The organism is Micromonospora sp. NPDC047074, assembly GCF_040643815.1.
Classification (GTDB): domain Bacteria; phylum Actinomycetota; class Actinomycetes; order Mycobacteriales; family Micromonosporaceae; genus Micromonospora.
On record NZ_JBEYVB010000036.1, the window covers coordinates 1 to 20,568 of the forward strand.

The window sequence follows — 20,568 nt, forward strand, 5'->3', positions numbered from 1 at the left end:
CCGGGCGCACCGCCCCCAGCAGCCGGTGCCGCACCGCCGACTCCGGCCCGGTGTCGCCGGCCAGCGCGGGCCGGGCCGGGGCGGGCGCGACGGCCGGCGGGCGCAGCGGCACGGACGGCGCCCCGCCCCGCCGCCACGCCCGTGCCGCCTCGGCCACGTCCTCGTCCGCCGGGACGAGGTTGGCCAGCGCCCAGCGCACCGCCCCGCCGTCGGCGACGTCCCGCGCCGCCGCCTCGACCCGCCCGTCGCCGTCGCGACCCCAGCCGCGCAGCGTGCCGGCCATGCCGGCCACGAACGCCCGCCCGTCGTCGGTCAGCTCCGCGCTGCCGGCCAGCTGCGCCACGGCCCGCGTCGTCTGCTCCCGCCAGTACGCGTACTCGAAGGCGCTGCGCACGTCCTCGTGTCGCCGGCAGCGCCAGACCTCGGCAACCCCGAGGTGGGCGTACGCGCCCTGGAGCAGGGCGCCGACCGGGCGCGGATCCCACCGCCAGGGGGCCCGGTACCGGGCCGGACCGCCCGGCGCGTGCAACGGCACCAGGTCCAGCAGCGCGCCCAGCTTGGTGTGTTGCAGCTCGTGCACCAGCAGCAGCGCGAGCGTCTGCGGGTCGGCCGGCACGGAGACCGCGATCGCGCCCAGCGCCGCCCGGCTGGTCGCGCTGACCGGGTGCCCGGACGGCGGCGGAGTCAGTGGCACCAGCGACCGCAGCAGCGTGGCCAGCCCTCGGGAGTGCGCCGGCAGCCGGTCGGCGAGCCAGCGCCACGCCTGCCCGGTCAGCCGGTCGAGCCGGGCCGCCGCCGCGTCGTCCAGCCGGGACACCGGCGGCTGGTGGTACCGGTGCCGGTACGGATCCTGGTCGTCGACGAGCACCTCGGCCGGGGGCGCGTCGGCGACCGGGGTGATCCGCCGGGACGGCAGCCACCAGCCGGCCGGGAGGCGCGGGCCGCCGGCCGGCCCGTCCACCGTCAGGCCCGGCGGTGGCCCCACCCCGGCGTCGTACCGGCCCGCGGCGCCGCGGAGCACCGCGCGGCCGGCGCCGAGCCCGACGGCGCCGCCCACCGTGGGCAGCAGCAGCGCGCCCCCCGGGCAGGGCACGGCGAGCGTGAAGGCCAGGCCCGCGCGGACGGCGGCGGCGGCCGCCAGCCCGGCCAGGTAGCCGGCGTCGGGCTCGCCGCGCAGCGTGCTGGCGGCCCAGCCGGTGACCGGCGGATGGGCCAGGACGTGGGCGACCGCCGCCGGGTCGGCCCGCTCGGCGCGGTCCAGCAGGGCGAGGCTGTCCCGCACCGCCGACCCGTCCCCACCGGCGCGCGCGGCGGCGACGGTGAGCAGCCGCCGCCGGCCGAGCTGCCCGGTGCGCAGCACCCGCAGCGTCGCGTCGTCGCCGTGCCCGGCGGCCAGCCCGGCGAGCTGGGCGGGGGAGAGCACCACGGCTCACCGCCCGGCGGGACGGGCGGGGGCGTCGGCCAGGGCACGGCGGTGGAGGGCCTCGACGTCGGCGGCCACCACCCGTTGGACGTGCCGGATCAGCCGGTAGAGGTCCGGGCAGTAGACCGACGGGTGCGCGAATCCCGCACCGGCCCGGAACCGGTGCGCGTAGAGGCCGCCGCCGCAGGCGCTGAGCACCGGGCAGGCCCGGCACTGGTCGGCCAGGGCGGCCGGGCCCGTGGGGCGACCGGCCAGCGAGGGATGACGCAGTGCCTCGTCGAAGGAGTGCCGGAAGACGTCGAGGCCGGTCCGCATCGACGCGTCGTCGGTCGTCTTCAGGGTGTCGGTGCCCTCGATGGTGCCGTCGGTCTCGACCGTCATGATGTCCGGCTCGGCGAAGCCCAGCGCCCGGGTGCCGCTGCGGCCGCCGAGCACCAGCGCGATCAGCGACTCGAACAACCGGATCCCGGTCCGCCGTGGGGCGGTGGGGTACCAGCGGTCGAACACGGCCACCAGCCAGTCGCCGTACGGGGTGTCGGTGCCGCCGGGACGCCGTCGGGGCGGGGGAGCGCTCCAGTTGCCGTGCGGCAGCAGCAGGTCCAGCCGGGGCGGGTCGAACGCGACAAGCGACTCGTAGACGCCCAGCGGGTCGTTGTCCACGTCGACCGTGCAGAGCAGGCCGGCCCAGCGTGACCGGTGCTCCGGGCGGCCCAGCAGCCGCAGCGCGGCGGCCACGTCGGCGAAGCTGCCCCGCCCGTCGGGGTAGCGGCGGTGCCGGTCGTTGGCGGCCCGGTCGCCGTCGAGGCTGACCCCGACGTCGATGCCGTGCCGGTGGCACAGCGCCAGGAACTCGTCGTCCAGCAGCACCCCGTTGGTCTGCACGCCGACGTCGAGCACCGCGCCCGGGGGCAGCGCCCCGCGCAGGGTCCGGACGATCCGGTCGAGCACCGTCGGGCCGGCCAGCAGCGGCTCGCCGCCGTGCAGCACGACGCGTACCCGGTCCGACCGGTGTCGCGCCAGGTGTTCGCCGAGGCGTTGCGCGACCCGGGCCACGGTGCCCGGGGCGATCACCCGTGGCCGCTCCCGCCACCGCTGGTCGGCGTGCCGGTAGACGTAACAGTGGTCGCACGCCAGATTGCACCGGCTGTGCACCTTGAGCACGAGCTGCCGGACGCGGGGCGGTGGCGGCATGTCGTTGTCGGCGGCCGGCGACGGGTCGCCCGTGGCCGGGGCCGCACGGTGCGCCGGAACCGGTTCCGGGGGCGCGCCGCCGGCCGCCGCACCGGCGTGGTCGGCATGGTGCGCGGCGGCCGACGTCGGGGCGCCGGCGGACACGTCAGAAGCTCGACTCGAACGCCGACACGTCGAGTTGCCGGCCCGGCTCGTCGCCGGCTGCCAGCGTGCCGAGCACGTGGGCCAGGACCCCGTCACCGGCACCGGCGAGCAGGTCGGCCAACGGCAGGTCGCCCAGCCGCACCAGGGCGGCGCCCGCCTCCACGGGCGGGGCCGGCAGCTGGGGGTCAGCCATGGTGGACCGTCCGGCGATCGTGGCTCCGGCCGCGCGTCGTCGCTGCGCTCACCCCGCCTTTTCTACACCATCGGAGCCGGCCGGGACGGCTCGACACCGGGCCACCCGCGCGGGTGGCCGCTGGCGCGGGTCGGCTCCGGCCGGTCGACCCGCGGCCCAGGTCAGCGTCGGCCGCCCCCTGCGCCGCGGCGCGCCGGGTCGGGCGTGGGGCCCGGGCGGGGCGCGGAATCGCGATGACCGGTGACATGCCGCCTCCCGTGGCCGTCGGTGTCCGAAGCATAGGGGCGGCGCGGCGTCCGGAGCGACGACCGTCCGCAAACCCGACTGATGGTCCTGTCGTACCCGTGGTCCATGATCCTTGTCGTCACACCGGCGCCGGAGACCCTCCGGCGCGCGGATCGTCATGGGCGGCGCCGGGCGGCGGCGGACGGGAGGTCGGACAGTGGCTGACGCGGAACGGACCGCGTGGCGACGGCGCAGCACGGTGCGGGTGGTGCCGCCCGCGCGGCCCCGGAAGCTGGCCAAGGTGCCCTTCGTGGAGTTGGCCGACGGGCGGTTGCAGGGCGTGGTCTCCAGCGGGTCGGACGTCGAACGGGTCTACGTGTCGTCGATCGCGTCCGGCACCCACGCCTACCACTGCAGCACCAACAACAACCGCCCCTGCGGCGGGCTGCGCGGCGCCCCCTGCAAGCACCTGCAGGCCCTGGCCGAGGAGGCCCTGCTCCAGTACGGCGCCGACCGGGTCGCCCGCTACCTGCGCGTCGACCTCGCCGCCGGGGCGGACACCGCCGGAGAGCTGCTCGCCGCCCTGGACGCGCGGCACGAGCCGACCCCCGCCGCCGTCGTGTTCAGCCGCTTCCTGCGCCATTTGTCCTACCTGGAACTGCCCGGCAGCACGGCGCCCCTGCCCGAGCTGCACTGGTTCCCGGCCACCGGGGCGGCCCGCTGATGCTCGGCACGCAGCTCGCCGTCCTGCGCGACGGCACCCCGACCGGCCTGACCGACGCCCTCGATCTGGTCGCCGGCCTCGACGACGCCCTGGTGCGGGGGCTCGCCCGGGTGGGCGAGGACGACGCGGCGGCGCTGGCCGCGTTGGCCGGCGCACTGGCGGCCACCCCGCTCGGTGACCGGGTGACCGAGGCGGCCGGCAAGGTGACCGCCGGCTCCGTGCTCGAGGAGCATCTGCTCGCGCTCGCGGGTGCCCGGTGCGCGCTGCTCGGCGCGGCCCACGACGCGCTGCTCGGGCAGCTCGACACCGCGCTGGGCCGGGCCCGCGCCGACTGGACGCCGGGCGCGGTCGAGCCCGCCGGGGCGGGGTCGCCGGCCCGTGCCGGCGCGCGCGCCTGGCTGCACGAGGTGGCGGTGACAGGGTGGGCTGGCGTCGACCACGAGCTCGTCGACGCGGCGGGGGCGCCGATCGAGGCGGCGCTCGCCGAGCCCGGCCTGCGCCGGCTGGCGGTGCTGCTCGACGGGTTCGCCGCCGAGCTGCGGGCCTGCGTGCCGGTCGCCACGATGGCGCAGCCGCCGGCCCGGCGCTGGGCGGATCTCTGGGCCCGCGGCGTGCTGCTGGCCCAGGACGCGGCGGCCACCACCGGTGCGTCCGCCGTCGAGGAGGTCTCCGGGCGGCTGCTCGTGCTCGGCGTCGACGTGCACGAGCACGACACCGCCGTGCAGGCACAGCTGCACGCGATCCTCGAACCGGCCGACGGCGGGGCGCCCCGGCTGGTCCGCTGCGCCGTCGGCGCGGTCAAGGCGGACACGATCGTCGGGCCGGCGCTGTGGCGCCTGCTGGACGCCCATCCCGTGCTGCTGGCCGCGTTGGCGCAGCGACGGGCCCTGACGGTCACCGGTCTGCCGCTGCACGGTGCGGACCTGCTCTGGCGCGACGACCGGGCCAGGCTCGACGAGCCGGCCGACCCGTTCGCCACCGCCCGGGTCGTGTTGCCCACGGCGGTCGCGGCGGCGTCGGCGCCGCTGGACCGGCACCCCGTCGGGATCGCCGAGCCGGTCCTGGTGGAGGGCTACACCGTGGGGGACGACGACGGCGTGACCGCCTTCGTGCTCGACGGCCACCCGATCGCCGTCGCGGTCGACCGGTTGCCCTCCTGCGGCCCGCTCACCCCCGAGCTGGTCGCCGCCTCCTCGGCGTGCATCGGCCTGCTCCGGTGGGACGACGGGCGGTGGCTGATCCAGCCGCTGGCGGTCCTGGCCACCGTCAAACGGCGGCCGGTCGACGCGCACACCGGCGACTGGGCGGGCGGGGTCACCGATCCGAAGGTCGCCAAGGCCGAGGCGAAGGCGGGCGACGCCGTGGCCGTGTTGCGCGAGCGCGCGGGACGGTTGTTGCGCCGATGACCGACTCACCGACCCCCGAGAGCCGCGCCGACGCCAACCGGCGACAGGTGCTCTACTGGCGGCTGCTGGCCCGGCTCTTCGACCCCGACGAGCAGCCCACCCTGGAGTCGGCCAGCATGGCGGTCGTCGACGACCTGGGCCTGCCCGCCGCCCTGCTGGATCCGGCGGTCTCGGTGGACACCGTCGTCCAGCGCTTCCCGGCCATCGCCGACGAGCTGCGCGGCCTGCTCCAGCCGGCGGATGCCGGTGCCGCCGACGCCGGCGGCGCCGAGCCCGCGAGCGGGCCCGGCGCCGCCGAGGTACGCCGGGCCGCCCTGGTGTCGAAGCTGCTGCTGAACGTGTTCGCCACCGGCCACGGAGCGGTCGACGCCGGCCAACTGGCCCGGTGGCAGTCCGACGCCGGCTGGTTCGAGCAGGCGCTCGGCATGGAGCCCGGCGAGCTGCGCCGGCAGGGCGGCGACGGTCTGGGCGGCGTGCTCGCCGGCCTGGAGGGCGACCTGGTCCGGCGGATGCACCTGCGGGAGGTGCTGGCCGACCCCGTGCTGGCCAGCCGGCTGACGCCGAGCATGTCGCTGATCGAGCAACTGCTGCGGGACAAGTCCAACCTCTCCGGGGTGGCCCTGGCCAACGCCAAGGCGCTCATCCGCCGGTTCGTCGACGAGGTCGCCGAGGTGCTGCGCACCCAGGTCGAGCAGACCAGCGTCGGCGTCGTCGACCGGTCGGTGCCGCCGAAGCGGGTGTTCCGCAACCTCGACCTCGACCGCACCATCTGGCAGAACCTGACGAACTGGAGCCCGGAGGACGAGCGCCTCTACGTCGACCGGCTCTACTACCGGCAGACGGCCCGCCGGGTCACGCCGGCCCGGCTGATCGTGGTCGTGGACCAGTCGGGGTCGATGGTCGACTCGATGGTCAACTGCACCATCCTCGCGTCGATCTTCGCCGGCCTGCCCAAGGTCGACGTGCACCTGATCGCGTTCGACACCAGGGCGTTGGACCTGACGCCGTGGGTGCACGACCCGTTCGAGGTGCTGTTGCGGACGAACCTGGGCGGCGGCAACGACGGCCCGGTCGCGATGGCGCTGGCCCGCCCCAAGATCGTCGAGCCGAAGAACACGGTCATGGTGTGGATCTCGGACTTCTACGAGTTCGGCCGCTCCCAGCCGCTGTACGACGGCATCGAGGCGGTGCACCGCTCCGGCGTGCGGTTCATCCCGGTCGGCTCGGTCAACAGCTCCGGCCAGCAGAGCGTCAACCCCTGGTTCCGGCAGCGCTTCAAGGACCTGGGCACCCCGGTGATCTCCGGTCACATCCGCAAACTCGTCTTCGAGCTCAAGAGCTTCCTCACCTAGGAGAAACGAACCCCTCATGTCCGAGATGCTGCGTGCCCCCGCCGAGGTCAAGTACGCCGACGAGCTCGACTTCCTGGAGTCGGTCGACACCGACCCGAAGCCGTTCTCGTGGCGGCTCAGCCCGCGGATGGTCCGATTGTTCATCCTCGGTTCGGAGCGGGCCGACGGCCTCGACCGGGAGATCCCCCAGAAGTGGTTCGGCGACCGCACGTTCGTCGAACGCAGCATCGTGACCCTGGCCTCCGACCGCGGTCTGCTGCTGATCGGCGATCCGGGCACCGGCAAGAGCTGGCTGGCCGAGCTGCTGGCCGCCGCCGTCTGCCGCAATTCGACGCTGGTGGTGCAGGGCACCGCCGGCACCACCGAGGACCACATCAAGTACTCGTGGAACGTCTCCATGGTCATCGCCCGGGGTCAGTCCCGGGAGTCGATGATCCCGTCGCCGATCATGACGGCGATGGAGCAGGGCACCGTCGGCCGGTTCGAGGAGCTGACCCGCTCCACCAGCGACGTGCAGGACGCCCTGATCTCGATCCTGTCGGAGAAGTACGTCAGCATCCCCGAGCTGGACCACGACAACATCGTCTTCGCCAGGCCCGGCTTCTCGATCATCGCGACCGCGAACAGCCGGGACCGGGGCGTGAACGACCTCTCCTCCGCGCTCAAGCGGCGGTTCAACTTCGTCCGGATCCCGGTGGTGACCAACAAGCGCAGCGAGGCGGAGATCGTCCGCTTCCGCACCGAGGAACTGCTGCGCCGGCACCAGATCACGCTCGACGTGCCGCCGACCCTGCTGGACATCCTGTTGCAGAGCTTTGCCGACCTGCGCGCCGCCGCCTCCTCGGCGACCAGCGACGACGAGAAGCTGGAGTCGGCGCTGTCCACCGCCGAGCAGATCGGCGTGCTGGAGGACGCCATCCTGCACAGCCAGTTCTTCGGTGACCGCACCCTGCGCGCCGAGACGCTCGCCGGGTCGCTGGTGGGCTCGCTGGCCCGCCGCAGCCCGGAGGACCTGGCCATCCTCAACAAGTACCTGCACGGGGTCGTCGAGCCGCGCGCCAAGCAGGACGGCGGTTGGGAGGGCTTCCTCGACGGTGGCCGCCAGGCGATCGCCTCCCTGTCGTGACCGCACCCACCACGGCCGGGCCGTTCGGCGCGTTGCGCGAGCAGCTCACCGCCGCCGCCACCGCCTTCGCCGGCAGCTCGGGGGCCGTCTCCGACATCCTCGCCGGCATCGTCGACGACGTCGACCGTGCCCTCGGCGAGGAGCTGGAGATCTTCCCGGTCTGCCACCACTCGCCGGCCTCGGCGCTGGCCATGGTCCGCCGGCTGCGGGCGAAACAGCCCAAGGTGATCTACCTGGAGCTCTGCGAGGACCTCCAGCCGCTGCTGGGCGAGCTGCGCAACTGCCGCCTCCCGGTGGCCGTGCAGGCGTTCGCCTCGGAACTGGACGGCTTCCCGGCCGACTGGGGTCCGCTCAGCGTGGTCGCGCCGATCACCGAGGCCAGCGCGGAATACCAGGCCATCGCGTACGCGCTGGAGACGCCGGGCGTCGAGCTGGTGCTGGTGGACCGCTCCACCGACCACGTCTTCCAGTGGTCGCCGCGCCGCCCGGGCGACACCGACGACGCCCCGGCGGACGGCGACGGCGAGCCCGCCGCCGAGGCCGAGGAGGAGGCGGCCCTGCACGGCGACGCGGTCGGAGTCGAGATCGGCGACCTGCGGCCCCGCTTCGCGGAGCTGGAGGCCTACCTCCTGCACCACGGCAAGGTCCGGCACTGGTCGGAGTGGTGGGACCAGTACGTCGAGCAGCCGCTGGCCGACGCCGACCACGACACCTACCGGCAGGTGATGGTGCTGATCGGCAGCCTGTTCCGGCGGCTGCGCCCGGCGGGCTCGGACCGGCGGGACCGGGACGAGGACCGGGAACGCTACATGTGGACCCGGATCCGCGAGCACCTCGCCCGCTCGGGCGTCGACCCGGCGGACTGCCTGCACGTCTGCGGGGCCTTCCACGCGGCCAGCCGGGTCGAGCAGTTCGGGCTGGCCGCCGACGCCCCGTTCGAGATCAGCCCGCGTACCGGCACCCGGTGGCACTACGGGCTGATCCCGTCCAGTCACTCCGCCATCGAGGCGCAGTTCGGGCTCGCGCCCGGGTCGGTGTCGATCGCGGCGGCGACCTGGACGAAGGCGGTCAGCCGGTCCGGGGTGTCGCCGTTCCAGCTCCAGGGCCAGCGCGGCACCCGGACCCGCGCCGCAGGCAGGCGCGCCGCCCGGGGCCCGGTGCCCGCGGCCCCGGTCGCCGACCGGCTCTCCGGATACCTGGCGCAGCCGCCGGCGGCACGGGGCCTGGACGAGGCGGAGCTGCGCGGCTGGTGCGTCGACATCGTCCGGCTGGCCCGACGCAACGGCTATCTCGCCAGCACCGCCGACGCGATCGCCGTCTTCGAGACCTCGATCCTCCTCGCCGGCCTGCGCAACCGCGCCCGCCCCACGCCGTACGACTTCGCCGACGCGGCGGTCACCTGCATCGAGAAGGACGTCGTCCCGGGGCGGCGGGACGTCCGGCGGCTCTGCGAGATCCTGTTCGGCGGGGACCGGGTCGGCCAGGTGGGCTACGAGGCCCTGCCGCCGCTCGCCCGCGACGTGCACGACCGGCTCGGCCCGCTCGGGCTGGACCTGGAGAAGCGCACGATCCAGCGGGCGCTGGTGGACCTGCACGCCAATCCGGAGCTGGTGCCCTGCTCCGATCTGCTGTGGCGGCTGCGGCACCTGCTGCCCCCCGACGCGGTCCGGCCCATCATGGGCGAGCGCCGGTTGGGGCAGCGCTCGATCCAGGAGAGCTGGGACCTCGCCCTCGGCCGCAACCAGCGGGCGCTGATCGAGCTGGGCTACGAGGGGGTTACCGTCGAGCAGGTGCTGGAGCAGCGCCTGCGTCGCGCGGTCCGGGGCCCGGACGCGACGGCCTCGGTCGCGCTGGGGGCCGTCGAGGACGCCATCCGGCTGCTCGACAGCCCGCGGCTCGTCGACGAGCTCGGCACCCGGGCGGTGGAACTGCTCGCCGCCGAGCGCACCGTCGACGACGCCCCCGAGGTGCTGCGCCGGATTCGGCGGCTGCTGGCCCACCACCGCGCCACCGGCCCGCTGCCGGCCTGGTGCGAGGCGTTCGTGACCACCGGGTACGCGCACTACTGCACCCTGCTGCCCACGGCGTTCGTCGACGACGAGAGCGGCGTCCGCCAGGTCGGGGCGATGCTGGGCTTCCTGTTCAGCATGGAGAGCCTGGCACTCTCCCTGGGCTGCGACCGGTCCCAGCTCGAACTCGCCGTCGCGCAGTCCCACCCGGAGGCGCCGGCCAAGGTCGCGCTGCTCTGGGCCGCCCGGCACCACCTCGGCCTGCTGCCGTTGCCGGAGCTGCGCGAGCGGTGCGCGGAACTGCTCGCCAACCCGCTGGTGGTGCCCGCCTTCCCGCAGTACCTCAGCGGCTTCGTGCAGGCCCTGGAGCCGGTGCCCGGGCTCGCCCCGTTCGTGGTGGAGGTGATGTCGTCCGCGTTCGCCCGGCTGCCCGACCCGGTCCTGCTGCCCTGGCTGCCCACGCTGATCACCACCCTGCGCGCGCACGGCCCGGAACTGGTGCCGCTGCTGGTCCGGGAGGCGGCACGTACCTTCCCCGGGTCGCTGCCCGCGCTGGACGCCTGGGTGCCGCCGTGGTCGGCGCGGCCACCGGCGCCGGCTGCCCCCGTGGTCGCGGCCGGGCCGGTGACCGCGCTGTTGTCCGGCAACCCGGCGGCTGTCGACGCGGTGGCCGCGGTTCTCGGCTGCGACGGTGGATGGCGCCAGGACGGCGCGACAGCGACGGGTGTCCCCGCCGGACCGAGTGCCCTGCTGGCCGCGCACCCGGACACGGGCGACGCCGTGGCCGCGCTGTTGGCGGGCGCACCCGCCTGACGGCACGGCGAGCCGGCCGGAGCGCTGGCGGTGGACGGCGTGCTGGCGGCGGACGGCGTGCGCTGGCGGTGGACGGCGTGCTGGCGGCGCGACCACCAGAAATCCACGTGCGGGATGTCGATCCGGGGACGGCCCGTTCGTGTGGAGGATGGGAGGCCGGCAGTCACGTCGGCCGTCGACGCGAGGGAGCGGCCATGAGGCAGTACCTGCTCAGCATCTACCAGCCCACCGGCGGGGGGACGCCGGACCCGGAGTTCCTGGCGGGGGTGATGCGCGAGCTGGGCGCCATCCGCGAGGAGCTGGAGGCGTCCGGGTGCTGGGTGTTCGGCCAGGGGCTGCACGCGCCGGACACCGCCACCGTGCTGCGCCCGTCCGACGGCGACGTGCTGATCACCGACGGGCCGTTCGTCGAGGGCAAGGAGTACCTCGGCGGCTTCACCATCCTCCGGGCGAGCGACCTGGACGCCGCCCTCGCATGGGGCCGGCGGTACGCGCTGGCCACGACGCTGCCGATCGAGGTGCGCCCCTTCCAGGGCGAAGACTGAACGTGGCGGACGTGGCGGCGGTGTTCCGCGCGGAGTACGGGCGCGCTGTCGCCGTCCTGGTCCGCCTCCTCGGCGACGTCGACCTCGCCGAGGAGGCGGTGCAGGAGGCGTTCACCGTGGCGGTGGCGCGGTGGCCCGAGACCGGGCCGCCGCCCAGCCCCGCCGGCTGGATCATCACCACGGCCCGGAACCGGGCGATCGACCGGCTGCGGCGGGAGGCGTCGCGGGCGGACCGGCACGCCCAGGCCGCGCTGCTGCGCGACCGCGAGGCACCGGCCGAGGAGGGACCCGTGCGCGACGAACGGCTCCGCCTGATCTTCACCTGCTGCCACCCGGCGCTCGGCCCGGCCGCCCGGGTGGCGCTGACCCTGCGGCTGCTCGGCGGGATGGGCACCGCCGAGATCGCCCGCGCCTTCCTGGTGCCCGAGGCGACGATGGCCCAGCGGATCGTCCGGGCCAAGGCCAAGATCCGCGATGCCGGGATCCCGTACCGGGTGCCCGGCGACGCCGACCTGCCGGGCCGGCTGGCCGCCGTGCTGGCCGTGCTCTACCTGATCTTCACCGAGGGGCACACGGCCAGTTCCGGCGACCGGCTGGTCCGCGACGACCTGTGCGCGGAGGCGATCCGGCTGGCCCGGCTGCTGGTGGAGCTGATGCCGGACGAGCCGGAGGCGCTGGGGCTGCTGGCGCTGATGCTGCTCACCGAGGCCCGCCGCCCCGCCCGCACCACGGCCGACGGCGCGCTGGTGCCGCTGCCCGAGCAGGACCGTCGCCGGTGGGACGTCGGGCTCGTCGCCGAGGGGCAGGCCCTGGTCCGCCGCTGCCTGCGCCGGGATTGGCCCGGGCCGTACCAGATCCAGGCCGCGATCGCCGCCGTGCACAGCGACGCGCCCGACACCGCCCGCACCGACTGGGCGCAGATCCTGACGCTGTACGACCAGCTCACCGCGTACGCCCCGGGGCCGGTGGTGGCGCTGCACCGGGCCGTCGCGGTCGCCGAGGTGGCCGGGCCGGCGGCGGCCCTGGCCACCGTCGAGCGGCTCGACCTGACGCACTACCACGTGTTCCACGCCGTCCGGGCCGACCTGCTGCGGCGGCTGGGCCGTGACGGGGAGGCGGCGCAGGCGTACCGGACAGCCGCCGAGCGGACGGACAACGCGGCGGAACGCGCCTTCCTGACCGCGCGGGCGGCCTCGGTGCGGCCCGGCGGATAGCACCACGGCGAGCGGCAGCAGGTACTGCGGGTTTGCCCACTCGCCGGGCCGGGAACCCGGGTCACCCGGCAGCGCGGCGCCCGGCGCGCCGCCCGACGAACGGACGCCGAGCGCCCATGACGTACCGTCCGGCAGGTGGCACCGCCCCCGACCTGACCACCCTGACGCTCGGGGTGGAGGAGGAGTACCTCCTGCTCGAACCGCGCACGGGGGAGAGCCTGCCGGTCGCCGACCGGGTGCTCACGGCCCTGTCCGGCGTGGCCCGCGACCAGAGCCGGCAGGAGTTCCGGCACAGCATGGTGGAGATGGTCACGCCGGTCACCGCCGACCTGGCCGAGCTGCGCGGGCACCTGGTGGCGCTGCGCCGGTCCGCCGGCGAGGCGGCCGAGGCGGCCGGGGCCCGGCTCGTCGCGGTCGGCGCCACGCCGGTGCACGAGCCGCACCGGACGGTGCCGGACGAACCGCGCTACCACGCGATGTCCCGGCGGTTCGGGCCGGTGGCGCACGACCCGGCCGTCTGCGCCTGTCACGTGCACGTCGGGATGCCCGATCGCGAACTGGCCGTCCAGGTCTGCAACCACCTGCGGCCGTGGCTGCCGGTGGTGCAGGCGATCACCGCCAACTCGCCGCTGCACGACGGCCGCGACACCGGGCACGCCAGTTGGCGCTCGATGCAACTGGAGCGCTGGCCCAGCATCGGGCCGACCCCGCACTTCGAGTCGGCCGCCGACTACGACGCGACGGTGGCCGAGCTGATCAACGCGGGCATCATGCTCGACGCGGCGATGGTCTACTGGTACGCGCGCCCGTCGGCCGCGTACCCCACGGTGGAGGTCCGGGTGGGCGACGTCTGCCCGGGCGTCGACGACACCGTGCTGGTCGCGGGGCTGGTCCGGGCGCTCGTGGCGACGCTGGCCGACGACGTCCGTGCCGGGGTCCCCGCCCGGCGGATCCGCGACTGCCTGGTCTCCGCGGCGCACTGGCGGGCCGCCCACGACGGCCTGGAGGGCGACCTGATCGACCTGCGCGCCGGCCGCGCCCGTCCGGCCTGGGAACTGGTCGACGAACTCGTCGACACGCTCGTGCCGGCCCTGACCCGGCACGGCGACCTCGACTACGTGCGGGACCAGCTGGCCCGCGTGCGGCGGGACGGCAACGGCGCCACCCGGCAGCGCCGGGTCATGGCCCGCACCGGCGGCGACGTCCGGGCCGTCCTGGAGCACCTGGCCGCCGAGACCCGCGCCAGCTGAGCCCACCCGCGCCCGCTGGCTGGCCGAGCGCGCCGCCCCGGGCACAGGCGGGAGTGGTCAGCGGATGTCGTGGGACTGGAGCCAGAGTTCCAGCAGGCCGAGTTGCCACAGCTTGTTGCTGCCGGCGGCGGCCTGCGCCCGGTCCGGCTCGGCGAGCAGTTCGGCGAGGTACTCGCGGCGGAACAGGCCGCGTTCCCGGGCGGCGGGCGCGGCCAGGGCCTCGGTGACGAGGTGCCGCACCGGTCCGTCGACGTTGCGCAGCGCCGGCACCGGGAAGTAGCCCTTCGGCCGGTCGATCACCTCCGCCGGCAGCACCTCCCGGGCCACCTCCTTGAGCACGCCCTTGCCGCCGTCGGCCACCTTGTGCTCGGGCGGGCAGGCGGCGGCGAGCGCGACCAGGTCCTGGTCGAGGAAGGGGGTGCGCACCTCCAGCCCCCACGCCATGCTCATGGCGTCCACCCGCTTGACCGGGTCGTCGGGAAGCATCAGGTGGGTGTCCAGGCGCAGCACCGCGTCCAGCGCGGTCGCCGCGCCCGGCGCGGCCAGGTCCGCCGCGAGCAGTTCGCGGCTGGCGTCGCGGTCGCAGGCGTACGCCGGGTCGACCACCCGGTTCAGCTCGGCGTGGTCCCGGTCGAAGAACGCCTCCGCGAAGGTGGCCGCCGCGCCGTCCCGGGGCACCAGCGCGAGCGGCTGGTGGTAGCCGTAGCCGGCGAAGACCTCGTCGGCGCCCTGGCCGGACTGGGCCACCTTGACGTGTCGGGCCACCTGCTCGGACAGCAGGTGGAAGGCGACCACGTCGTGGCTGCCCATCGGCTCGGTCATCGCGTGGATGGTCCGGCGTACCGCCGGGACCAGGTCGTCGTCGGCGAGCCGGATGCGGTGGTGGTCGGTGCCGAACGCCCGGGCGACCAGGTCGGAGTAGTGGAACTCGTCGCCGGCCTCGCCGCCCCGGCTGTCGAAGCCGATGCTGAACGTCTGGAGGTCCCGCTGCCCCGCCTCGGCCAGCAGCGCCACGATCATGCTGGAGTCCAGGCCGCCGGAGAGCAGGACGCCCACCGGTACGTCGGCGACGAGCCGGCGTCGTACGGCCGTGCGCAGCGCGTCCCCGACGGCGGCCCGCCAGTCCCGGGCGTCCATGCCGGCGTGGGCGGGGTCGCGCAGGTAGTCGGGCCGCCAGTAGACGTGCTCGCGGCTGCGCCCGTCCGCCTCGACGACGCGGACGGTGGCCGGGGGGAGCTTGCGCACCCCGCGCAGGACGGTCCGGGGCGCCGGCACGATCGAGTGCCACGAGAGGTAGTGGTGCAACGCCACCGGATCGATCGTGGTGTCCACGTCGCCGGCCCGTAGCAGCGCCGGCAGGGTGGAGGCGAACCGCAGCCGGCCGGGCGACTCCGCGAGGTAGAGCGGCTTGATGCCGAGCCGGTCCCGGGCCAGCACCAGCCGCCGCCGGCGGCGGTCCACCAGGCCCACGGCGAACATGCCGACCAGGTGGTCGACGAAGTGCTCGCCCCACTGCGCGTACGCCACCAGGACGACCTCGGTGTCGCTGGTGGAGTGAAAGGTGTGCCCGGCCTCCCGCAACTCCTCCCGCAGCTCCGGGTAGTTGTAGACGCAGCCGTTGAAGACCAGCGCCAGGCCGAGGTCCGCGCGGACCATCGGCTGGGCGCCGGCCTCGGTGAGGTCGATGACCGTGAGCCGGCGGTGTCCGAGGGCCACCCAGCCGTCGTCCCAGAGGCCCTCGCCGTCCGGGCCCCGGGACCGCATCGCCTCGGTCATCCGGGTCACCGCGTCGGTGTCCGGCGCCGATCCGTCGAACCTGGCCTCGCCGCCGATGCCGCACATCGTCAGCGGCCACCGCAGTCGCGGGACACCGGACCCACCGTCACCACTCCCCGTCGACATCCGCAGGTGGCGGGCCTCCCGCTCTTGGGGGCCCGGTCCCGTCGGCAGGACGGGCGGCTGGGCTACCCGGCATGGCGTGCGGCAAACCCACGCGTGCCGGGCGACGCGCCGGCCAATCGGGGCGGGACAGGCCGCCGGGCGGCGCCGGAGGCCGAGGGCGAGGCCGCCGGGCGGCGCCGGGCCGTGGGGAAATGCCGCCCGTGGGGGTGGGGCAGGCCGTCGGGGCGGCGCCGGGCCGTCGGCGGTCGGTCAGTCGCGCAGCGTACGCAGGATGCGGGCGAGCTGTTCCCGGTCGGCGGGGGCGAGGCGGCCGAAGAGGTCAGCCGTGGCGGTCCGGCGGGCGGCGTGGATGGCCGCGCCGGCACGTACGCCCCCGTCGGTCGGGGTGACCAGGGTCGCGCGCCGGTCCGCCGGGTCGGGCCGGCGCCGCACGAGGCCGCGCGCCTCCAGGTCGTCCACCACCTCGGTGGCCGAGCGCGGGGCGATACGGAGGTGCTCGGCGAGCGCGCTGAGCCGCAGCGCCCCGTGCCGGATCAGCACGCCGAGCGCCCGGGACTGGCCGGGTGTGACGTCCCACGGCGCGAGCGCCTCCCGGGTGCGGTGCCGCAGCCGTCGGGTCACCGCCCAGAACGCCTCGGCCAGCCCGTCCTCCGCGTCCTCCGCCGCTGCCGCCACGGGGAATACGGTAGCAGCAGAAGCTGTTGCTCCCTCATGTTGAGGTAACCTCAGCTTCTGAACCTGGAGGTAACCCTTTGGAACCCACCCCCTCCGGCCGCGACCGCGGCCACCGCACGGTCAGCGCCGCCGAGAAGGCGCAGGCCCGCCAGGTGTCGCTGCGGCGCATCGGCGGGCTGTTCGCCCGGCACCGGGGCGCGCTCGCCACGGTCACCGCGATCATCGTGGCCTCCTCGGCGCTCGCCATGGCCTCGCCCTTCCTGCTCCGCGCCGTGATCGACCGGGCCCTGCCGGAGCGCGACCTGCCGCTGCTGGTCTGGCTGGTGGCCGGCATGGTGGCGGTCGCCGGCGTGACCTCGGTGCTCGGCGTGGCGCAGACCTGGATCTCCACCCGGGTCGGGCAGCAGGTCATGCACCGGCTGCGCACCGACGTCTTCACCCACCTGCAACGGCAGTCCCTGGCGTTCTTCACCCGCACCCGCACCGGCGAGGTGCAGTCCCGGATCACCAACGACATCGGCGGCATGCAGAGCGTCGTCACCTCCACCGCCACGTCGATCGCCGCCAACCTGACCACCGTGGTGGCGACCGCGGTGGCGATGGTCGCGCTCTCCTGGCAGCTCTCCCTGGTCTCCCTGGTCGTGCTGCCGCCGGCCGTCTGGCTGACCCGCCGGGTCGCCCAGCTACGCCGCGAGATCACCGCGCGGCGCCAACGCGAACTCGCCGACCTCAACGTCACCGTCGAGGAGGGGCTGTCGGTCAGCGGCGTGCACCTGGCCAAGACCCTCGGCACCGGCCCCGCCCTGACCACGCGCTTCGCCGCCTCGTCGGCCCGCCTGGTCGACCTGGAGCTGCGCTCCGAGCTCGCCGGCCGCTGGCGGATGGCCTCGATGAGTGTCATCTTCGCCGCCATCCCGGCGCTCATCTACCTCAGCGCCGGCCTGCCCGGCGCCGCCGGCACGCTCAGCATCGGCACCCTGGTCGCCTTCACCGCGTTGCAGGGCGGGCTGTTCCGGCCACTGATGGGCCTGTTCAACGTGGGCGTCACGGTGACCGCCTCGCTGGCGCTGTTCGCCCGGATCTTCGAGTACCTGGACCTGCCGGTCGAGGTGGACGACCCCGCCGAGCCGGTCGCGGTGGACCCGCGCCGGGTGCGGGGCGACCTGCGCTTCACCGACGTCACCTTCCGCTACCCGGGCAGCGACACGGCCGCCGTCGTTGGGATCACCCTCGACGTGCCGGCCGGCACCGGTCTCGCCCTGGTCGGCGAGACCGGCTCCGGCAAGAGCACCCTGGCCGGGCTGGTCAGCCGACTGCACGACCCGACGAGTGGCCGGATCACCATCGACGGCGTCGACCTGCGCGAGATGCGCCTGGCCGACCTGGCCGAGATCGTGGGCGTGGTCGGGCAGGAGACGTACCTGCTGCACACCACCGTGCGGGAGAACCTGCGCTACGCCCGCCCGGACGCCACCGACGCCCAGATCGAGGCAGCCGCCCGCGCCGCGCAGATCCACGACCTGATCGCCGGGCTGCCAGACGGGTACGACACGGTCGTCGGCTCCCGGGGGCACCGCTTCTCCGGCGGCGAGAAGCAGCGCCTCGCCATCGCCCGCACGCTGCTGCGCGACCCGCGCATCCTGATCCTCGACGAGGCCACCAGCGCGCTGGACACCGAGACCGAGCGCGCCGTGCAGCGGGCGTTCGACGAGGTGGCGCGGGGGCGTACCACGATCACCATCGCGCACCGGCTCTCCACGGTGCGGAACGCGGACCGGATCGCCGTGCTCGACCACGGCCGGATCGTCGAGTCGGGCAGCCACGACAGCCTGCTGGAGCGTGCCGGCCGCTACGCCACCCTGGCCTCGCCCGCGCACCGCGTCTGAAATTCCTGGAAAGAATCCGGCGGGCGATGTCGAGAACCCGTGGCGGGCTCCGTCCCCGGGGTGAGCGCGACGACAATGGGTCGCACGAGCACCGAGGAGAACCGCGATGGCCAAGTACCTGCTGCTGAAGCACTACCGGGGCGCCCCGGCCGCCGTCAACGACGTGCCGATGGCCCAGTGGACGCCGGAGGAGATCTCGGCGCATGTGCGGTACATGAACGACTTCGCGGCCCGGCTCGAGGAGACCGGCGAGTTCGTCGACGGCCAGGCGCTCGCCCCCGAGGGGACGTTCGTCCGGTACGACGGTGAGGGGCGCCCGCCGGTCACCGACGGCCCGTTCGCCGAGACCAAGGACCTCATCGCCGGCTGGATGGTGATCGACGTCGACAGCTACGAGCGCGCCGTCGAGCTGGCCGGGAAGCTGTCGGCCGCCCCCGGGGCGGGCGGGAAGCCGATCCACGAGTGGCTGGAGCTGCGCCCCTTCCTCACCGAGCCACCCACCATCACGGAGTGCCTCGCGCATGGATGAGGCCCTGCTCCGGAGCCTCACGCCGGCCGTGCTCGGCGTCCTCGTCCGCCGCGGAGCCGACTTCGTGGCGGCCGAGGACGCCGTGCAGGACGCGTTGGTCGAGGCGGTCCGCGCCTGGCCGGCCGACCCGCCCCGGGACCCGAAGGGCTGGCTGGTCACGGTGGCCTGGCACCGCTTCCTCGACGCGGCCCGGGCCGACGCCTCCCGCCGCCGGCGGGAGGACCGCGTCGACGAGGAGCCGGCGCCCGGGCCCGTACCCGCCGTGGACGACACGCTCCAGCTCTACTTCCTCTGCGCCCACCCGTCGCTGACGCCGTCGTCGGCGGTCGCGCTCACGCTGCGCGCCGTCGGCGGGCTGACCACCCGGCAGATCGCCCAGGCGTACCTGGTGCCCGAGGCGACCATGGCGCAGCGCATCAGCCGGGCCAAGCGCACGGTCTCCGGCGTACGGTTCGACCAGCCCGGCGACGTCGCCACCGTGCTGCGCGTGCTCTACCTGGTCTTCAACGAGGGATACTCCGGCGACGTCGACCTCGCCGCCGAGGCCATCCGGCTCACCCGGCAGCTCGCGGCGGTGATCGACCATCCCGAGGTGGCGGGGCTGCTCGCCCTCATGCTGCTGCACCACGCCCGGCGCGCCACCCGGCGCGCGCCGGACGGCAGCCTGGTGCCGCTCGCCGCGCAGGACCGCGGCCGGTGGGACACCACGTCGATCGCCGAGGGCGTCGACGTCCTCCAGGCGGCCCTCGCCCGCGACCGGCTGGGCGAGTTCCAGGCCCAGGCCGCGATCGCGGCGCTGCACGCCGACGCGCCCGCCGCCGAGGAGACCGACTGGGTGCAGATCGTCGAGTGGTACGACGAACTGGCGCGCCTCACCGACAGCCCGGTCGTCCGGCTCAACCGGGCGGTGGCGGTCGGCGAGGCCGACGGGCCGCGCGCGGGCCTGGCGGCGCTCGCGGCGCTGGACGGGTCACTGCCGCGGTACGCGGCGGTGGCGGCGTACCTGCACGAGCGCGACGGCGACCTGCCGACGGCGGCCCGGTGGTACGCCGAGGCGGCCCACCGGGCGCCCAACCTCGCCGAGCGCGACCACCTGACCCGCCAGGCGGCCCGCCTCAACGCCCGCATGCGTCGCTGACGGGTCGCGCTCGGACATTCAACGACGGGACCTGCCGTGCGCAGGGCCGAGGGTGTGGGTCAGGCCGGGGTGAGGAGGCAGAACTCGTTGCCTTCCGGGTCGGCGAGGACCCTCCACGGGACATCCAGGTCGATGGCGGTGGCGCCCAGAGCCCGCAGTCTGGCCGCCTCGGCCTCCAGGTCGTCACCCGGGTACGGGCGGAGGTCGAGATGGACGCGGTTCCACCCGGTCTTCACGTCGGGCGTGCGGAGGAACTGCAGATACGGGCCGACGCCCTGGGCGGAGCGCAGGACCGCGTTCTGGTCGGTCACCTTGTGCACGGTCCAGTCCATGGCCTGGCCCCAGAAGCTGGCCATGGCTCGCGGATCCACGCAGTCGACCACCACCGTGGCGATGGGTCCGGTGTCCCGGATCGGGTCGTGCCAGTCCAGCACGCAGAACTCGTTGCCCTCCGGGTCGGCCATGACCGTCCACGGGGCGTCGCCCTGGCCCACGTCGGCAGGCGTCGCGCCGAGCTGCCTCAGGCGCGCGATCAGCTCCGCCTGATGGGCCGCCGAGGTGGTGGCGAGATCGACGTGCACGCGGTTCTTCACCGTCTTGGGTTCCGGAGAGACGACGAGGTCGATGCAGACAGCGACGGGGTCGGGGTAGACGAAGCCCTCGGGTTCGAGGTTCGTCACGCCGGGTCCCTCGCTGGAGACTCCCCAGCCGAGCACCTCCGCCCAGAAACCGCCCAGCGCGGAGTCGTCCCGAGCCTTCATGTTGATCTGCACAAGCCGCGTCGCCACGCCGGCGATGCTATCGGCAGCCTGGCACGACGAGA

At 75.2% G+C, this 20,568-nt stretch carries 17 protein-coding genes; 11 read left to right on the forward strand and 6 right to left on the reverse strand.

What is annotated here, in order from left to right:
• The 3 genes from ABZ809_RS27900 to fxsA form a co-directional block, all read right to left on the reverse strand.
• Window positions 1–1,426: HEXXH motif-containing putative peptide modification protein (locus tag ABZ809_RS27900; protein ID WP_357565582.1), on the reverse strand; the 1,426-nt coding region annotated here is incomplete at its 3' end.
• 3 nt (window positions 1,427–1,429) lie between these two features.
• Window positions 1,430–2,758 (reverse strand): FxsB family cyclophane-forming radical SAM/SPASM peptide maturase, encoded by a 1,329-nt coding sequence (locus ABZ809_RS27905; RefSeq protein ID WP_357565583.1) that lies wholly within the window; start codon window positions 2,756–2,758, stop codon window positions 1,430–1,432.
• Window position 2,759: 1 nt separating this feature from the next.
• Window positions 2,760–2,951: an FxSxx-COOH cyclophane-containing RiPP peptide gene (gene fxsA, locus ABZ809_RS27910; protein WP_357565584.1), complete on the reverse strand. Its 192-nt coding sequence runs from the start codon at window positions 2,949–2,951 to the stop codon at window positions 2,760–2,762.
• A 442-nt stretch (window positions 2,952–3,393) separates the two neighbouring features.
• On the opposite strand from fxsA, the gene ABZ809_RS27915 reads away from it, so the two are divergent.
• The 8 genes from ABZ809_RS27915 (at window position 3,394) to ABZ809_RS27950 (ending at window position 13,615) form a co-directional block, all read left to right on the forward strand.
• Window positions 3,394–3,900, forward strand: a complete 507-nt coding sequence (locus tag ABZ809_RS27915) for a hypothetical protein (RefSeq protein WP_357565585.1) — start codon at window positions 3,394–3,396, stop codon at window positions 3,898–3,900.
• Window positions 3,900–5,306, forward strand: a complete 1,407-nt coding sequence (locus ABZ809_RS27920; RefSeq protein ID WP_357565586.1) for a hypothetical protein — start codon at window positions 3,900–3,902, stop codon at window positions 5,304–5,306. The genes ABZ809_RS27915 and ABZ809_RS27920 overlap by 1 nt, the downstream gene beginning before the upstream one ends.
• Window positions 5,303–6,658, forward strand: coding sequence for a VWA domain-containing protein (locus ABZ809_RS27925; RefSeq protein ID WP_357565587.1), 1,356 nt, complete (start codon window positions 5,303–5,305; stop codon window positions 6,656–6,658). Before ABZ809_RS27920 ends, ABZ809_RS27925 begins: the two co-directional genes overlap by 4 nt.
• Window positions 6,659–6,674: 16 nt before the next feature.
• Entirely contained in the window at window positions 6,675–7,784 is a 1,110-nt protein-coding gene (locus tag ABZ809_RS27930) for an AAA family ATPase (RefSeq protein ID WP_357565588.1), read from the forward strand.
• Complete coding sequence (locus ABZ809_RS27935) at window positions 7,781–10,606, forward strand: hypothetical protein (protein ID WP_357565589.1); 2,826 nt, start codon at window positions 7,781–7,783, stop codon at window positions 10,604–10,606. The genes ABZ809_RS27930 and ABZ809_RS27935 overlap by 4 nt, the downstream gene beginning before the upstream one ends.
• Window positions 10,607–10,800: 194 nt before the next feature.
• Window positions 10,801–11,151: a YciI family protein gene (locus tag ABZ809_RS27940; protein ID WP_357565590.1), complete on the forward strand. Its 351-nt coding sequence runs from the start codon at window positions 10,801–10,803 to the stop codon at window positions 11,149–11,151.
• Between the two features lie 2 nt (window positions 11,152–11,153).
• Window positions 11,154–12,365 (forward strand): RNA polymerase sigma factor, encoded by a 1,212-nt coding sequence (locus ABZ809_RS27945; RefSeq protein WP_357565591.1) that lies wholly within the window; start codon window positions 11,154–11,156, stop codon window positions 12,363–12,365.
• Between the two features lie 116 nt (window positions 12,366–12,481).
• Window positions 12,482–13,615, forward strand: a complete 1,134-nt coding sequence (locus tag ABZ809_RS27950) for a glutamate--cysteine ligase (protein WP_357565592.1) — start codon at window positions 12,482–12,484, stop codon at window positions 13,613–13,615.
• 57 nt (window positions 13,616–13,672) lie between these two features.
• Here the strand turns inward: ABZ809_RS27950 and ABZ809_RS27955 are convergent, their stop codons facing one another.
• Entirely contained in the window at window positions 13,673–15,457 is a 1,785-nt protein-coding gene (locus ABZ809_RS27955) for an N-acetylglutaminylglutamine amidotransferase (RefSeq protein ID WP_357565593.1), read from the reverse strand.
• A 309-nt stretch (window positions 15,458–15,766) separates the two neighbouring features.
• Window positions 15,767–16,192 carry a MarR family transcriptional regulator gene (locus tag ABZ809_RS27960; protein WP_357565594.1) on the reverse strand — a complete coding sequence of 142 codons (426 nt, stop codon included), beginning with the start codon at window positions 16,190–16,192 and terminating at the stop codon, window positions 15,767–15,769.
• 77 nt (window positions 16,193–16,269) lie between these two features.
• Between ABZ809_RS27960 and ABZ809_RS27965 the strand changes: the two genes are divergently transcribed.
• The 3 genes from ABZ809_RS27965 (at window position 16,270) to ABZ809_RS27975 (ending at window position 19,745) form a co-directional block, all read left to right on the forward strand.
• Window positions 16,270–18,078 (forward strand): ABC transporter ATP-binding protein, encoded by a 1,809-nt coding sequence (locus ABZ809_RS27965; protein WP_357565595.1) that lies wholly within the window; start codon window positions 16,270–16,272, stop codon window positions 18,076–18,078.
• Between the two features lie 106 nt (window positions 18,079–18,184).
• Complete coding sequence (locus tag ABZ809_RS27970) at window positions 18,185–18,607, forward strand: YciI family protein (protein WP_357565596.1); 423 nt, start codon at window positions 18,185–18,187, stop codon at window positions 18,605–18,607.
• Window positions 18,600–19,745 carry a DUF6596 domain-containing protein gene (locus ABZ809_RS27975; RefSeq protein WP_357565597.1) on the forward strand — a complete coding sequence of 382 codons (1,146 nt, stop codon included), beginning with the start codon at window positions 18,600–18,602 and terminating at the stop codon, window positions 19,743–19,745. The genes ABZ809_RS27970 and ABZ809_RS27975 overlap by 8 nt, the downstream gene beginning before the upstream one ends.
• A 59-nt stretch (window positions 19,746–19,804) precedes the next feature.
• On the opposite strand, the gene ABZ809_RS27980 is transcribed toward ABZ809_RS27975, so the two are convergent.
• Entirely contained in the window at window positions 19,805–20,533 is a 729-nt protein-coding gene (locus ABZ809_RS27980; protein WP_357565598.1) for a VOC family protein, read from the reverse strand.
• Window positions 20,534–20,568 lie beyond the last annotated feature (35 nt).

What these genes read in the sequence shown, in the direction of transcription:
- ABZ809_RS27950 (WP_357565592.1), top strand. Translation starts at nt 12,482, where the DNA reads ATGACGTACCGTCCGGCAGGTGGCACCGCCCCCGACCTGACCACCCTG.
- ABZ809_RS27925 (WP_357565587.1), top strand. Translation starts at nt 5,303, where the DNA reads ATGACCGACTCACCGACCCCCGAGAGCCGCGCCGACGCCAACCGGCGA.
- ABZ809_RS27930 (WP_357565588.1), top strand. Translation starts at nt 6,675, where the DNA reads ATGTCCGAGATGCTGCGTGCCCCCGCCGAGGTCAAGTACGCCGACGAG.
- ABZ809_RS27970 (WP_357565596.1), top strand. Translation starts at nt 18,185, where the DNA reads ATGGCCAAGTACCTGCTGCTGAAGCACTACCGGGGCGCCCCGGCCGCC.
- ABZ809_RS27955 (WP_357565593.1), bottom strand. Translation starts at nt 15,457, where the DNA reads ATGTGCGGCATCGGCGGCGAGGCCAGGTTCGACGGATCGGCGCCGGAC.
- ABZ809_RS27920 (WP_357565586.1), top strand. Translation starts at nt 3,900, where the DNA reads ATGCTCGGCACGCAGCTCGCCGTCCTGCGCGACGGCACCCCGACCGGC.
- ABZ809_RS27940 (WP_357565590.1), top strand. Translation starts at nt 10,801, where the DNA reads ATGAGGCAGTACCTGCTCAGCATCTACCAGCCCACCGGCGGGGGGACG.
- fxsA (WP_357565584.1), bottom strand. Translation starts at nt 2,951, where the DNA reads ATGGCTGACCCCCAGCTGCCGGCCCCGCCCGTGGAGGCGGGCGCCGCC.
- ABZ809_RS27975 (WP_357565597.1), top strand. Translation starts at nt 18,600, where the DNA reads ATGGATGAGGCCCTGCTCCGGAGCCTCACGCCGGCCGTGCTCGGCGTC.